The 13,165-nt window shown below is 32.5% G+C and carries 12 protein-coding genes and 1 pseudogene; 5 read left to right on the top strand and 8 right to left on the bottom strand.

The window, feature by feature from the left end:
- Positions 1–205 precede the first annotated feature (205 nt).
- Complete coding sequence (locus tag DMB92_RS03025) at positions 206–1,630, top strand: PD-(D/E)XK nuclease family protein (protein ID WP_142681580.1); 1,425 nt, start codon at positions 206–208, stop codon at positions 1,628–1,630.
- Positions 1,631–2,844: 1,214 nt separating this feature from the next.
- On the opposite strand, the gene DMB92_RS03020 is transcribed toward DMB92_RS03025, so the two are convergent.
- The 7 genes and pseudogenes from DMB92_RS03020 to dcd all read right to left on the bottom strand — a co-directional run bounded on the left by DMB92_RS03020 (position 2,845) and on the right by dcd (position 9,363).
- Entirely contained in the window at positions 2,845–3,069 is a 225-nt protein-coding gene (locus tag DMB92_RS03020; RefSeq protein WP_142681579.1) for an acyl carrier protein, read from the bottom strand.
- Positions 3,066–3,809 (bottom strand): GNAT family N-acetyltransferase, encoded by a 744-nt coding sequence (locus DMB92_RS03015; protein WP_142681578.1) that lies wholly within the window; start codon positions 3,807–3,809, stop codon positions 3,066–3,068. Before DMB92_RS03015 ends, DMB92_RS03020 begins: the two co-directional genes overlap by 4 nt.
- The gene (locus DMB92_RS03010) at positions 3,799–5,304 is read right to left on the bottom strand and encodes an amino acid adenylation domain-containing protein (protein ID WP_142681577.1); all 1,506 of its coding nucleotides are present in this window, start codon (positions 5,302–5,304) and stop codon (positions 3,799–3,801) included. The genes DMB92_RS03015 and DMB92_RS03010 overlap by 11 nt, the downstream gene beginning before the upstream one ends.
- A pseudogene (locus DMB92_RS03005) lies at positions 5,301–6,672 on the bottom strand (DUF4910 domain-containing protein). The gene DMB92_RS03010 and the pseudogene DMB92_RS03005 overlap by 4 nt, the downstream one beginning before the upstream one ends.
- Complete coding sequence (pseC, locus tag DMB92_RS03000; RefSeq protein WP_142681576.1) at positions 6,602–7,744, bottom strand: UDP-4-amino-4,6-dideoxy-N-acetyl-beta-L-altrosamine transaminase; 1,143 nt, start codon at positions 7,742–7,744, stop codon at positions 6,602–6,604. The pseudogene DMB92_RS03005 and the gene pseC overlap by 71 nt, the downstream one beginning before the upstream one ends.
- Positions 7,744–8,742 (bottom strand): UDP-N-acetylglucosamine 4,6-dehydratase (inverting), encoded by a 999-nt coding sequence (gene pseB / locus DMB92_RS02995; protein ID WP_142681575.1) that lies wholly within the window; start codon positions 8,740–8,742, stop codon positions 7,744–7,746. The genes pseC and pseB overlap by 1 nt, the downstream gene beginning before the upstream one ends.
- A 57-nt stretch (positions 8,743–8,799) precedes the next feature.
- Positions 8,800–9,363, bottom strand: coding sequence for a dCTP deaminase (dcd, locus tag DMB92_RS02990; RefSeq protein ID WP_142681574.1), 564 nt, complete (start codon positions 9,361–9,363; stop codon positions 8,800–8,802).
- A 158-nt stretch (positions 9,364–9,521) separates the two neighbouring features.
- On the opposite strand from dcd, the gene accB reads away from it, so the two are divergent.
- Genes accB through thiF form a run of 4 tightly spaced genes read left to right on the top strand, consistent with a single transcriptional unit; the run spans position 9,522 to position 12,295 of the window.
- Positions 9,522–9,965 carry an acetyl-CoA carboxylase biotin carboxyl carrier protein gene (gene accB, locus DMB92_RS02985; RefSeq protein WP_142681573.1) on the top strand — a complete coding sequence of 148 codons (444 nt, stop codon included), beginning with the start codon at positions 9,522–9,524 and terminating at the stop codon, positions 9,963–9,965.
- Positions 9,965–11,296: an acetyl-CoA carboxylase biotin carboxylase subunit gene (locus tag DMB92_RS02980; protein WP_142681572.1), complete on the top strand. Its 1,332-nt coding sequence runs from the start codon at positions 9,965–9,967 to the stop codon at positions 11,294–11,296. The genes accB and DMB92_RS02980 overlap by 1 nt, the downstream gene beginning before the upstream one ends.
- A gap of 7 nt (positions 11,297–11,303) precedes the next feature.
- Complete coding sequence (gene thiS, locus DMB92_RS02975; RefSeq protein WP_142681571.1) at positions 11,304–11,495, top strand: sulfur carrier protein ThiS; 192 nt, start codon at positions 11,304–11,306, stop codon at positions 11,493–11,495.
- On the top strand, positions 11,495–12,295 hold the full coding sequence (thiF, locus tag DMB92_RS02970; protein ID WP_142681570.1) for a thiamine biosynthesis protein ThiF: 801 nt from the start codon (positions 11,495–11,497) through the stop codon (positions 12,293–12,295). The genes thiS and thiF overlap by 1 nt, the downstream gene beginning before the upstream one ends.
- Positions 12,296–12,318: 23 nt before the next feature.
- Here the strand turns inward: thiF and DMB92_RS02965 are convergent, their stop codons facing one another.
- Positions 12,319–13,140: a hypothetical protein gene (locus DMB92_RS02965; protein WP_142681569.1), complete on the bottom strand. Its 822-nt coding sequence runs from the start codon at positions 13,138–13,140 to the stop codon at positions 12,319–12,321.
- Positions 13,141–13,165 lie beyond the last annotated feature (25 nt).

Below are 13,165 nucleotides of genomic sequence, written 5' to 3'. Positions count from 1 at the left end.
TGCTCTTTATTCTTAATATTCTTTTTATGGCTGTTTAGTTTGCTTGAATGCTTTTATTCTTTACCATCTTAAATTCTAGGATTTTAGGTTTTAAGTTTTTAATAGCTTTTTGGAAAATTGATTATTTAGCTTATAACAATCTCATCTAGCCCTTGCGTTTTTTTTTTTTTGAATATAATAAAAATTTTTATTTAAAGGAGCAAAGATGCAAAAATTTATCAAGGGCTTGTTAGAAACAGGTAAAACATTCGAAAAAGAGGTAAAAGAGGGCTTAAGTCATATAAATATATTTGAAGCTTTGGATATTCAAACAAGAGAGTTTTATCATTCTAAATTTATAGCTTATTTGCTGGATCAAGACAAGGGGCACTATCAAAAAAGCTTCGCAGAGCAGTTTTTAAAAAGGCTAGGACTTCAAAAAGAGTTAAAAGATAGTAATTTTAAAAACTTAAAAGTAGAGGATATAAAAGCCGTTAAAACAGAATATACTACCAAAAATAAGAGAAGAAATAATAATAAAAAAAATGATAGAAGAATAGACATTTTAATAGAACTAAGCCAGCAAAGATTTATACTCATAGAAAATAAAATTAACGCAGGGGACAGCGAAAATCAATTAAAAGACTACATTAGCTTTTTAAAAAAGAAAGCTGATTATCAAAATATACTCACTATATATTTGCACCCAAAAGGTGTTGAGCCTAGCAAGACTAGCTTAGGAAGCTTTAGTATAGATGGAAATTTAATCTTAGATAAAAATAAAAATAAGCTTAGTCATTATTTTGGTATGAAGTATAAATGGATTAAAGATTGGCTTGATGAGTGCGTAAAAATATATGAAAAAAGATTAAAAGCAAGTAATTTTACACGTAATTTTACCCAAGATACGCAAAATATTATATCCAGCTTAAAGCAATACAAAGATATTTTAAAGCGGCATATAATAATAGATGAGCATAAGAAGGATGAGCATAAGAAGGAAGATGATGTGCTTAGCTTTATTTTAAAAGGAGCTAGAGAAAATTTAAAAAATGCTATGCTTTTGTATAGATATAGTAAAAACAAGGCTGAGCTTAAGGATATAGATAAGCTAGATTATGAAAGGGCTAAAGAGCTTATCCAGCACAAATGGGAGGGTATATGCGAGGCTTTGATGAGGGATTTTTTTGCTAAATTTGAGAAAGGATTTAAAATAGGCAAGGAAGGCTTTGTTGGTCTTAAATTAGATGAAGACCGTGTTAATTATGACAATTTTGCTTTTTATCCTAAGGCTTATGAAGGAGATAATATACGCCCTCTCATAGGTTTTTATTTTAACAAAAGCAAATATAATAGCTTTGGTTTGACACTTAGGGTGGAAAATGAAAGTGGTGAGAAAAATAAAAAATATGAAAAATGTTTAGAGCTTTTTAAAGATAAACAGGGAGAGAATGTTGGAAAGGCTTGGGATCATTATTATTGTGAGAGATTAATAAATGATAAGAAATTAGACGGAGAATATGCCTTTATTTACTGGCTCATTGAAAATGAGGACTGGCTAGTTAAATTTAAAGAGCTTTTAAAGAACTTTTTAGACAAAAAGCCTATTAAAGAGACTTTAGATGAGATAAATAAGATTTTAAGGGCTTGAAATATCAATAAGGCTTTTTAGTAAAAAAGCCTTAGGACAAGGAATTTATAGAATACTAGCCTTTAATTTTATTTGGCTAAATTTGCTAAACTAATCTAGAATGATTTTTAATTACTGATTTTAATTAGTTTTAAAAAACTAATTAAAAAGATTTAGACTAGGGGCTTAAGCTTTGTGTGGCTTTGAAAGAATAGCTTAATCTTAACTTTGAGTTTAGAAATTAAAAGTCTAAGCCCTTATCTAAGTAAATTTAAAACTAAAAAGCTCTAAATGAGCTAATTTATCAAAAATTTAGTTTAAGAAAGCTTATTAAAAAAGCTTTAGCTTTTAAGCAAACTAAAAATAGGATTTATGAGCTTTTAAAAATCTAAAATTTCAAAAAAAAAAAAAACGAAATTCGGTTATAATAAAAAATTATACTAATATTATTAGGTGGTATGTTATCATATTTTCAAAATTGAATATTGCCAGCTTGTGTATATACGCTTACACTGCTATAAAAAGTACGTGTTTTAAGGAAAATCCCTTAAAAATTCTAAGCCATTCCATTAAAGTATAAAATAAGGATTGTATATATGACAAATATTGCAATAAACACAAGAATAAGCAAGGATGTTAGTAAGATAATTAGAAAATCTATTTTATTTTAAATAATAAGATAATCTATAATGATTTTAAAAATTAGCAAAGTTATAGCAGATATAAATAAAGTAGGAAGTGGTCTACATACAGTATGCAATAACAATATTTTGTATGAAATAAATTACAATATATTATTAAATCAATTAGAATTATAGATTACCACTTATAAAGGCTATAAATTATTAGCAAAATTACTTTAAATAAAATATATTTAGTGAATATTTAAAAAGTAGGCAGAGGTTAAATTTCAATATATTTCCTCACCAAAAAAGGATCAAATTACTTCTATTTATGGTACTTTTAAAAATTTTTAGATCTTACGAAAAATATCCAAATACACATAAAAATTACTCAAACAATTATATGCGTATAATGCTAGAATCTAGCAAATATAGTATATATAGCTATGATTAACACTTTAAACGAGCCAAAAAAACTTAATTTATTACAAATTTCGTAAAAGATTATATCTCTCTCAATATGCTTTATTAATCTCGATTTTTAAAATCTTCTCTTTGCATAATATTTCCTAAAATAAAGCCAATTGTAACAAAATTTGATATAAAAGATCCTCAGCCAAAGGCCTCTTTTAGCATCTTGTTTATAGCCTCAAAGCTTTCAAAATTTTCAGCTTTTATAAAATCAGCCTCCAAGGCCTTACCATAGCTTTTTTCTATCTCAGCTACCAAGGCCATTATATCAATGCTATCTATGATATCATCACTGATAAGATTATTCATCTCGCTCGTAATATCCTCTCTTTCAATAGCCTTAAAAAGCTCTTTAATTTCTTTCATTCTTTCTCCTTTTCATAAAATTTAAGCTCTGTTTTAGCAAAGCTAAAGCCAAATCTTTCATAAAATTTAATCGCCCTTTCATTATCACTTCTAACAAAAAGCTGAAAAAAAGGGCTCTTTTTATTCGATAAACAAAGCGCGTTCATCAAAGCAAAGGCTACATTTTTATGCCTTAAATCCTTTTTTACAGCGATAAAATCAAGGCTAGCCGAGTTTAAAAAGCTTGAAAAAATAAGACCTGCTTTTATTAGTCCTTCTTCTTTATAAAGAATGATTTCTTTATTTTCAGCCTTTTTTGCCAAATGCTTTTTTGAAAAATAAAATAAATAAAGAGGATTAAAAAAAGGCTCAAAAAAGTTTAAAATTTCTTCTGCTTGCTTAGGCTCTGCAAGGCTTAAAAAATCAAATTCCTTTAAGCTTAAATTCTTATTTTCAAGCCTCATTTGCCTAAAGCTTTCTTTAAATTTAAAGGAATTTGCACTTAAAAAGGGCTCAAATTTAGAAAAATCACTTCTACTCACAAGCTTGATAAAACAAGGCTTAAGCTTAAAATCCTTAAGATCATTTACAAAAAAATCAAGTAGTTTTAAGCCTTGATGAAAGAAGAAAAAATTATCCCCGCTTTGCTTTAAAATAAATCTTTTTTCTCTTAAGCCTTCTTCTAAATTTGCAAGACTTTCAAGGCTATTTTGCACTAAAAAGCCTTTTTTAAAGGCAGCTTTAAAGCTTTCAAAACTCATTTTTCAAAGCCTTCCTATCAATCTTACCATTATCATTAAGCTTAAATTTATCAACTCTTATAAAGGTTCTAGGAATCATATAGCTTGGTAATTTATCCCTTAAAAAAGCCTTTAAATTTAGTTCCTCATCACTTTCATAAAAGCACAGGATATTTTCATTTTTAAAAATACAAGCACTATTTTTAATATTTTCATGAGAATTTATAACACTTTCTATTTCGCCAAGCTCTACCCTGTGTCCTGCGATTTTGATTTGATTATCTTTTCTTCCAAAGCACAAAAGCTCGCCAAATTCATTATAAGCTACAATATCACCTGTCTTATAAACTAAGTCTAAATAATCATCATGCAAGGGATTTTGTAAAAAGGCTTGCTCTGTCTTATCCTTAGCTCTAAAATAACCAAGACTAAGGCTTGTGCCTCGCACAAAAAGCTCTCCTTTTACTCCTACTTGCTTAGAATCTATAAGCTTAAGATTGCTATCAAAAACCAAAAGTTCAGTATTTTTACAAGCCTTACCAATTGGCAAAAGCTCCTCATCGCTAAATTTTCTATCCACAACATAAAAGCTACAAACATCAGTTATTTCAGTAGGTCCGTAAAGATTAGCAAAAAGAGTTTTAGGCAAGTTTTTACGCCAATAATTAAGTTGTTTATTTGGCATGATTTCCCCGCAAAAAAGCACTTTTTTAAGAGAGCTTAGCTTAAAATTATCCAAAGCCTTAGTATTTGCAAAATAAATCAAAACACTTGGCACCCAAAAGATAAAAGAAATTTTATGTATTTTAAGATAGTCTAAAATCTTATTTGGAAAGGCAAATAAGGCATTTGGCAGTAAGTGTAAAGTAGCGCCTGCTTTTATGCTTGAAAAAATATCTAAGATAGAATTATCAAAATAAAAAGGAGCTTGATTAGCTATTTTTTCACTAGCTTTTAGCTTAAAACTCTCGCATACCCAAAAAGTATAATCAATCACGCTTTTATGAGCAATGCTAACGCCCTTTGGCACTCCTGTGCTACCACTTGTAAAAAAGACATAAAGCAAATTTGTATCTATGTGATTAGCCTTAGCCTCGCTCAAGGCTTTTTCATTTATCTTGAAGCTAGAAAAATCCTCTGTAAAAATCGTATAGGGGATTTTTAAATCTAAATTTAAACTCTTGCTTGTGATTAAAAGCCTTGGTTTTAAAATTTCTATCACTTTTAAAATCCGCTCTTTTGGTGCTTTTTCATCTATGAGTGTGTAAAAATTTCCACTCTTTGCTACTGCAAAAAAGCTTATCAAACAAGCCGTGCTTTTAGGAAGCAAGATTAAAACGCCTTCTTTGTGTAAATTTAAGCTTAGAATCTTACTTGCGACTTTTTTAGCTTCTATATCAAATTCTTTATAAGAATACTCTTTTTTATTTAGCTTTGAAAACTCATCTATGAAGCCTATTTTATCAGCATTTTTCTTTAAGCTCTCTTGTAAAAAATCATCAACATGAGTTATCATTTTAACTCCTCAATAAGTTCGTGTTTTAATAAACTATCTATCACTTCTTTTAGGCTAAAAGCTTTTACATTAAGCCTATTTGCTATATCTATGACATCATTTTTACCATCACAAAAGGCTAGGAAATTAGCAATTTGTGGTTTTTCTCCTTTTAGATTTAGCGTAGGATAAAGCCCTCTTTTGCCTAAATTTGGCTCACAAAAAATCTTGCTTTTATAAGTTTTATTAATTTCTAGGTTTAAAATGATTTCATAAATATTGCTAAGCCCAGCAAAAAGCCCCTTTGGTGTAACAAAGCTTAAATCATCAAGACTAGTATGATACTCGCAAAAATCTCCAAAGCGAGTATTACAAAGTGTTACTACTGGTAAATTTATCAAAGGAGAGCAAAACTGCCTCTCATCACTACCCCTATCTAAAAAATCAAATTCTTTAAAATTATGCTTAGTTTTTAGGCTATGCAAGGCTACTTTATCAGCCAAAGTATTAGCATTTGGTGAGTGTATTAAAGAAGTGGCTAACTCATCTCCTATACAAGTTAGCACAAAGCCAGCTTTTACATGCTTTTTTAAGTGCTTTAAATGTTTTGAGAGATAAACTATGCTTCCTATGGTTTCAGGGATAAAGATAAAGCGGTAATTATAATTCAAATTTGCAAGCCCCCCCCCCCGTGCTGGCTAGAATTTTTGCTAAAAATGTTGCTACTACAGGGCCGCTTAGCTCATTATTTGCCATAGAAGGATGACAAAGATAGGTAGAGATTAAAATTTCATCCTTGCTTTTTGATGATTTTATAAGCAAATCAGCATAATTTAAAACACCATTTTCATCATGCTTTGCGTCTATAAAGACCTTGTAAGTGCCTTTTTTAAGGCTCTTTCTTTGATTATGAGCTATGCTAAAGCCCCAAGTTTTCTTATAATAGCTAGTTACATAAGGTATTGCTTCTGGCAAAGTTGGAAGTGAGTATAAATGCTCATTTAATTCCTCAAGACTTAGCTCTTTATTAGCCGCTTCGCTATATCCCCACAAATGCAAATTATTTTGCTTAAAATCACAAATTTTCTCCTCGCTTGGCGTGATAATAAAGGCCTCTTTAGCATTCCACTCACAAGGAACAGTCCAATCAAAGACCTTTGTGCCACTTTTTATAGAATGGATCTTAAGCTTACCCTCAAGCTCTTTATTTATAATAGCTAAACTTTGCCTAAAACCTTGCCCTGTAATGCTTCTATTAAGTGGAAAAAGCCTTTTGGTCAAATCATGCATTTGTAAGCCTAAATTTTCATTAAGTTCTTCACTCACAATATCCCTTTTTATCAAGTTCTTCAAAGAGTTTAAATAAGCTATCTCGCACAAATTTAGCATCTTTTAGGCTCATTTGCTGATGACAAGGAATGCTAAGCTGGGCCTTGTAAAAATTATCCGCCTTTTCTAAGTAAAGTTCTCCAAGCATTTTTTTATAAAAGCTAAACTCATAAGCTGGTTTGTAATGCACCTGAACGCCTATTCCTAAATTTAAAAGCCTTTCAAAAAGCTCTTCTTTTTGGCAGTAAAACTTAGGATTAAGCAAGATAGGATATAAGTGCCTTGAACTTGTCTTATAAGCTTTGATTTTGATAGTGGAAAAATAAGGATTTTTTTCAAATTCCTTATCATAAAAGCTAGCGATTTGCTCTCTCTTTGCTAAATTTAAATCAAGTTTTTTAAGCTGGTTAAGCCCCAAAGCACAAGCTACATCGCTTAAGCGATAATTATAGCCAAGATCCAGCATATCATAAAGCCAAAGCCTTTTTTTAACAAGCCCATGGCTTCTTAAAAGCTTGATTTTTTCTATTAAATCCTTATCATCACTTAGCACAGCCCCACCCTCAAAGGTAGTTATTGGCTTTACAGGATGAAAGGAAAATATACTTAAATTTGCCTTTTTACCCACCTTAACGCCCTTATAGGTACTTCCAAGGGCATGGCTTGCATCATCTAAAAAAGGCACATTGTAAAGCTTGCTTAATCTTAAAAGCTCATCACTTTCAAGGCTATTTCCAGCATAATCAACCCCTACGATAGCCCCTACTTGCTCTTTTTCTTGCTGGGCCTTTTTTAGCCTGATTTCAAGCTTTTTTTCATCTATGTTGCCATCATTTTTAATGTCGATAAAATCTATCTTAGCTCCTGCCATTAAAGCTGCATTTGAAGTGGCTACAAAACTAATAGCAGGGCTTAAAACAAGCTTATCTTTTACCTTTAAAGCCTCAAAGGCTAGGTGCAAGGCTGAGGTGGCTGAATTAAGAACGCAAGCATATTTCACGCCCACATAAGAAGCAAGGGCTTCTTCAAAGTCATCAACCCTTTTGCCCCCTGTTAAAAACTCGCCTTTCAAAGCCTTACAAAGAGCGTCAATATCGCTTTGATCGATATTTTGATGAGAATAAGTAAGCATTAAAAGGCTCCTTCTATCATCTTTAAAAGCTCTTCTTTACTTAAGAAGCTTGGATTGTTATTTGAAGCATAAGAAAAGCCATCTTGCACCCTTTTTCCTTGCTCGCCCAAGGCATTGGTGCTAAAATCAAGATTGATATTTGTAAATTTAATACTTGGAGAAATAGCGTAATAATCCTTAAATTCATAGCTTAAATGACTATCATCGCTTGAAATCATCATTTCGTGAAGTTTTTCGCCCGGCCTAATGCCTATGATATCAAGATCTAAATTAGGAGCAAGGGCTTTTGCTAGATCAATTATTTTCATAGAGGGGATCTTTGGTATGAAAATTTCACCTCCGTGCATTCTTTTAAAATTTCCAAGCACGAATTTAACCCCATCTTCAAGGCTAATCCAAAAACGAGTCATTCTCTCATCTGTGATAGGAAGAGCCCTTACGCCTTCTTTTATGAGCCTTTTAAAAAGAGGCAAAACAGAGCCTCTTGAGCCTATGACATTGCCATATCTTGTAACGCTAAATTTAGTGTGTTTTTTGCCTACTATATTATTTGCTGCTATGAAGAGCTTATCACTTGCAAGCTTAGTAGCGCCGTATAAATTTACAGGATTGCAAGCCTTATCAGTAGAAAGGGCTATACATTTTAAAACCCCGTTTTCAAGGCAGGCATCAATGACATTTTGAGCGCCGTTAATATTGGTTTTAATGCACTCCATAGGATTATACTCAGCTATTGGAACTTGTTTCATAGCAGCTGCATGAATAACAAAATCAACATCACGCATAGCCATATTTAATCTTGCCCTATCCCTCACATCTCCTATAAAATAACGCATACAAGTATCATTAAAACTTTGAGCCATTTCATACTGCTTAAGCTCATCTCTTGAATAAATAATAATTTTGTTTGGTTTATATGCCTCAAGTAAAATTTTTGTATAGGTCTTTCCAAAAGAACCTGTCCCACCTGTAATAAGTATATTTTTACCATTAAACATAATCTTCCCTTAAATCAAATGCTTTTAGCTTTTAAAACAGCAAAAAATATTCCAAAATTAAGCCTTTAAAATCCTTGGCAAGGTTATACCTCTTTGGGCTTGATACTTGCCTTTCTTATCAGCATAGCTTACATCACATTTTTCATCGCCTTGTAAAAACAAAACCTGAGCTATACCCTCATTAGCGTAAATTTTAGCAGGTAAAGGCGTTGTGTTTGAAATTTCTATGGTGATATGCCCTTCAAAACCCGGCTCAAAAGGGGTTACATTGACTATTATCCCACATCTTGCATAAGTGCTTTTACCAAGGCAAATAGCTAAAACATCATCAGGCATTCTAAAATACTCCACCGTGCTAGCCAAGGCAAAGGAATTTGCAGGTACTATGCACACCTCGCCTACAAAATCGACCACATTTGCCTCAAGGAAATTCTTAGGATCAACCACGGTGGAATTTACATTAGTAAAGATCTTAAATTCCTTTCCAACCCTTATATCATAACCATAGCTTGAAAGACCATAACTCACAACGCCCTTGCCTATATTTGCCTCACAAAAGGGTTCTATCATCTTGTGCTTTTGAGCCATCATTCTTATCCAATTATCAGCCTTAAGTCCCATTTTTATCCTAAATTATTATATCTTTTAAATGTATGTTGTAGAATTATACAATATTTTGTTTGAAAACTTAAAATTTATTAAAAAATATTCTTTTTAAGTTAAATTTTTTATTTTTTTTATATAATTATTGATTAAGTTCTAATAATTTAGGAGATTTTATGACAAAAGAAGAGATTAAAGACCTAGTGGCTTTGTTTAATGAAGCCAATATTAGTAAAATCAAAATAAAAGAAAAGGATGGTTTTGAGATCGAACTTGAAAGGGATATGTGCTGTGATACTCCAGCACCAGTAAATGCTCCAGCACCTCAACCCATAAATGTAAATGTCGTAAACGAAGCCAAACCTACGAGCAATCATTCGCACCCAACTCTTAATAGTCCAATGGTAGGTACTTATTACCAAGCACCAAGTCCGGGTGCTACACCCTTTGTAAAAGCTGGCTCAAAGGTTAAAAAGGGCGATACTATGGGAATCATAGAAGCGATGAAAATCATGAATGAAATTCAAGCTGAGTATGATTGTAGAGTTATTGAGGTTTTGGTTGCTGATGGACAACCTGTTGAGTTTGACATGCCTTTATATGTGGTGGAGAAAATTTAATGGAGATTAAAAAAGTCTTAATCGCAAATCGTGGTGAAATAGCTCTAAGAGCATTAAGAACCATTAAGGAAATGGGAAAGAAAGCAATTTGCGTTTACTCAACAGCTGACAAAGAAGCCTTATATCTTAAATATGCGGACGCAAGTATTTGTATAGGCAGTGCGAGAAGTTCAGAAAGTTATCTTAATATCCCCTCTATCATTTCAGCAGCTGAAATAGCAGAAGCTGATGCGATTTTTCCGGGTTATGGTTTTTTAAGTGAAAATCAGAACTTTGTTGAAATTTGTGCCAAACATAAAATCAAATTTATAGGTCCCTCAGTTGCAGCCATGGCTTTAATGTCTGATAAAAGCAAGGCAAAGCAGGTTATGCAAAGAGCTGGAGTGCCGGTAATCCCCGGAAGCGATGGAGCTTTAAAAGGTGTAGAAGCAGCCAAAAAACTTGCCGAAGAAATAGGCTATCCTGTCATACTCAAGGCTGCCGCTGGTGGTGGAGGACGCGGTATGCGTGTTGTCAATAAAGAAAGTGAGCTTGAAAAATCATATTGGTCAGCTGAAAGCGAGGCAATGACAGCTTTTGGAGATGGGACAATGTATATGGAAAAATATATACAAAATCCACGCCACATAGAAGTTCAAGTTATTGGAGATAGTTTTGGCAATGTCATTCATATTGGTGAGCGTGATTGTTCTATGCAAAGAAGACATCAAAAACTTATAGAAGAATCTCCTGCTATCTTGCTTAATGATAAGGTTCGTAAAAAACTCCATGATACAGCCATAAGAGCTGCTAAGGCTATAGATTATGAAGGAGCTGGAACTTTTGAGTTTTTAGTGGATAAAAATTTAGATTTTTATTTCATAGAAATGAATACGCGTTTGCAGGTTGAACACTGCGTGAGTGAAATGGTAAGTGGCATTGACATTATAGAACAAATGATCAAAGTGGCTGAGGGCTATGCCCTGCCCTCTCAAGAAAGCATAAAGCTTAAGGGTCATTCTATAGAATGCAGGATTACAGCAGAAGATCCAAAGTCCTTTGCCCCAAGTCCGGGCAAGATAACCCAGTATGTAGCTCCTGCTGGACGCAATGTAAGAATGGAAAGTCATTGTTATCAGGATTACTCTGTGCCTCCGTATTATGATTCTATGATAGGAAAACTTGTTGTTTGGGGCGAGGATAGAAACACAGCCATTGCAAAAATGAAAGTGGCTTTAAATGAGCTTATCGTTCGTGGGATTAAAACCACAAAGAGATTTCATCTTAAAATGATGGATAATCCTGATTTCATCAACAACACCTTTGATACAAATTATTTAGCAAAGCACTGAGGAAAAAATGGTTATTAATGGGCAGAAATTTGAACTTAAAGAGCTTAAATTTAAAGATTTTTTAAATGAAAAGGGTTATAAAATAGACTTTATTGCCCTAGAACTTAATGGTAAAATCGTGCCTAAAAATGAATTTGAAAACCTAGTTTTTAAAGAAAATGATAAGGCTGAGATCGTATCCTTTGTGGGTGGTGGCTGATGAAGATCTTTTTTAATGCTAAAGAATGCCAAACTGATTTAAAACAAAGTGAGGATTTTTTCAAAACTCATTCTAAAGATGAAAATGATGTTTGGATTATCAATGGCTTTGCTACAAAGGAAAATCAAGCTTTAAAAGAAAATGACGAACTTTTTTGTATCCCAAAGGGCAAAATGCCACCGCAAGAAGCTTTAGAAGCTATGATGAGTGCAAGGCACACCCCGAAAGTCTTTCAAAGACTGAAGCAAGCTTGCGTTGGAGTATGTGGGCTTGGTGGGCTTGGCTCTCATATAGCCATCATGCTTGCAAGAAGTGGGGTTGGAAAGCTCATCTTGATAGACTTTGATATAGTTGAGCCAAGCAATCTCAACCGCCAAGCTTACAGGGTGCAAGATTTAGGTAGGCTCAAAACAGAAGCTTTGCAAGAACAACTCAAAGAACTTAATCCTTTTATCCAGATACAAATTCATAGCCTTAAAATAGATGAATACAATATCAAAGATTTATTCAAAGAAGCACACATCGTTTGTGAAGCCTTTGATAATGCCTTAGCTAAGGCTATGCTTGCCCAAAATTTCCATAAATTTTTTCCTGATCAAATTCTCATTTGTGCTTCAGGGCTTGCTGGATATGGAAATTCAAATGCTATCAAAACGCAAAAAATTGCCCAAAATTTTTATATTTGTGGGGATTTAGTATCAGCTGCAAAACCAGGAAATGGTCTTATGGCTCCTCGCGTAAATATCTGTGCTGCACACCAAGCAAATCTTGTCTTAGAGCTCTTATGCGAAAATTTATAGCTTAATTTTAAATAAGCCAACAATTAGCGAATATAGCGTATATTTGCACTAATCCTTGCCTTAGTAAGAAAATCCTTAATATAATTTTCTCTTTGAAAATTTACATAAGCACCGATTACTTCATTTTTAACTTGTTCAAAATTAAGAGCTTCAGGAGCATTTTTTGAAACCACTTTATAAAGCATAAACTCGCCTTGATTTTCAAGAACTATGGACGATTCTCCAATTTTAAGTCTTGAAAGAAAAGCCAAAAGTCTTGGATCACTATTTTGTAAATTTAAATTTTCTTTTATTTGTTTTATATCGCCCTTTTTTCTACCTGAACTTTTAAATTCCTCAAGAGTTTTTTCATCATTTGAAGTATAAATCATCGCTTGGATTTGAGTATAAAATAAAAAATCCTCATGATGTATTTCATAATGCTTTCTTGCTCCATCTTCGCTAACATCAGCCTTAAAGCTTGTGCCTATGGCTTCATAAAGCTTTTTTTTCAAAAGATTTTCTTTAAAATTTTCTCTAAATTCATCATAACTTTTATTTTGAGCCTTCAAATCAAGCTTTAATCTCTCTATATCAGTCCCACTTTGAGAAAGCATTTGATTGATTTGAGTATCTAACTCGTAATTATTAACAAAAATCCCAAACTTTTTAATCTGTGATTCCTCAACCCTATCATCAATTAAAACACTAATTGCCTCATCTTTGCTTAATTTAAGCTCTTTCATAGCTTGACTTATTTGATAAAGTGTGATAGGTTCATTATTTACAGTTATAGCCACAGCATCTAAAATTTGAGAATGTGTAAAATTGATAAAAAAAGCCAAAAAAATCCAAATTTTTCTCATTTCAAACCTTTATTTAAGTATAAAT

Origin of the sequence: Campylobacter sp. MIT 99-7217 (assembly GCF_006864365.1) — a bacterium.
In the GTDB taxonomy this organism is placed as follows: domain Bacteria; phylum Campylobacterota; class Campylobacteria; order Campylobacterales; family Campylobacteraceae; genus Campylobacter_D.
The sequence above is the reverse complement of the archived record's forward strand: the minus strand, read 5'-3'. Positions and strand labels throughout refer to the sequence as shown.

What these genes read in the sequence shown, in the direction of transcription:
- DMB92_RS03020 (WP_142681579.1), bottom strand. Translation starts at nt 3,069, where the DNA reads ATGAAAGAAATTAAAGAGCTTTTTAAGGCTATTGAAAGAGAGGATATT.
- DMB92_RS03015 (WP_142681578.1), bottom strand. Translation starts at nt 3,809, where the DNA reads ATGAGTTTTGAAAGCTTTAAAGCTGCCTTTAAAAAAGGCTTTTTAGTG.
- DMB92_RS02965 (WP_142681569.1), bottom strand. Translation starts at nt 13,140, where the DNA reads ATGAGAAAAATTTGGATTTTTTTGGCTTTTTTTATCAATTTTACACAT.
- accB (WP_142681573.1), top strand. Translation starts at nt 9,522, where the DNA reads ATGACAAAAGAAGAGATTAAAGACCTAGTGGCTTTGTTTAATGAAGCC.
- DMB92_RS02980 (WP_142681572.1), top strand. Translation starts at nt 9,965, where the DNA reads ATGGAGATTAAAAAAGTCTTAATCGCAAATCGTGGTGAAATAGCTCTA.
- pseC (WP_142681576.1), bottom strand. Translation starts at nt 7,744, where the DNA reads ATGCTTACTTATTCTCATCAAAATATCGATCAAAGCGATATTGACGCT.
- thiF (WP_142681570.1), top strand. Translation starts at nt 11,495, where the DNA reads ATGAAGATCTTTTTTAATGCTAAAGAATGCCAAACTGATTTAAAACAA.
- pseB (WP_142681575.1), bottom strand. Translation starts at nt 8,742, where the DNA reads ATGTTTAATGGTAAAAATATACTTATTACAGGTGGGACAGGTTCTTTT.
- thiS (WP_142681571.1), top strand. Translation starts at nt 11,304, where the DNA reads ATGGTTATTAATGGGCAGAAATTTGAACTTAAAGAGCTTAAATTTAAA.
- DMB92_RS03010 (WP_142681577.1), bottom strand. Translation starts at nt 5,304, where the DNA reads ATGATAACTCATGTTGATGATTTTTTACAAGAGAGCTTAAAGAAAAAT.
- dcd (WP_142681574.1), bottom strand. Translation starts at nt 9,363, where the DNA reads ATGGGACTTAAGGCTGATAATTGGATAAGAATGATGGCTCAAAAGCAC.
- DMB92_RS03025 (WP_142681580.1), top strand. Translation starts at nt 206, where the DNA reads ATGCAAAAATTTATCAAGGGCTTGTTAGAAACAGGTAAAACATTCGAA.